This is a genomic window from Pseudomonas sp. EGD-AK9, from assembly GCF_000465935.2.
GTDB lineage: Bacteria > Pseudomonadota > Gammaproteobacteria > Pseudomonadales > Pseudomonadaceae > Aquipseudomonas.
On record NZ_AVOF01000687.1, the window covers coordinates 1 to 871 of the forward strand.

1 protein-coding gene is annotated in these 871 nt (G+C 72.9%); it reads left to right on the plus strand.

The annotated features are described in order from the left end of the window. Positions 1–192: 192 nt before the first annotated feature. Positions 193–871 (plus strand): iron-containing alcohol dehydrogenase (locus N878_RS22885; RefSeq protein ID WP_021445833.1); only part of this gene is annotated, 679 nt, incomplete at its 3' end.

The following is an 871-nucleotide window of genomic DNA, read 5'->3' on the forward strand; positions in this document are numbered from 1 at the left end:
AGCCGCGCATAGCCCTCGCGGCCGTAGAGCCGGGCTATGCCGCCGAAACGTTGTTCGTCTGTGTTCATCTCACCCCCTGCAGCAAGGCGCGCATTATAGGCACGGCCATGCCTGCGCCCAAGCCCGCCGGGCGGTTCGCCCGGCGGGCGGCGCAGCCGGCGCTATAGTGAGCGCAGCAGCGAGGCTTCGCCCATGCGCAACTTCAGCGTCTACAACCCGACCCGGCTGCACTTCGGCCGCGGCCAGATCGCCCGCCTGGCCGAGGAAATCCCGCCCGGCAGCCGCGTGCTGGCCCTGCACGCCGGCGCCGACATCCTGCGCAACGGCGTCTGGGCCGAGGTGGAGCGCAGCCTGCACGGGCGCCCGCTCAGCCGCTTCGCCGGGATCGAGCCCAACCCGCAGTACGACACCCTGCTGCGCGCCGTGGCCCAGGCCCGGCACGACGCCTGCGACTTCGTCCTGGCCATCGGCGGCGACGCGCCGATCGATGCCGGCAAGTTCCTCGCCGCCGCCCTGTGCCACCCCGGCGATCCGCTGCAACTGCTGTGCGGCGCGCCGATCCGCGCGGCGCTGCCGCTGGGCTGCCTGCTGACCCTGCCGATCGGCAGCGCCCTGAGCCACGCCGAGGGCCTGGTCAGCCATGCCGAACGCCAGCAGAAGCTGCCCTTCGCCAGCCCGCTGCTGCACCCGCGCTTCGCCATCGTCGACCCCGGCCTCCACCTCGACGCGCCGCGTCAGCAACTGGCGCACGCGGTGATCGAGGCGTTCGCCCGCACCTGCGAGCGCTACCTCGGCGTCGCGGCCGATGCGCCGCTGCAGGCGCGCTACAGCGAGGCCCTGCTGCTGACCCTGATCGAGGAAGGTCGCAAGT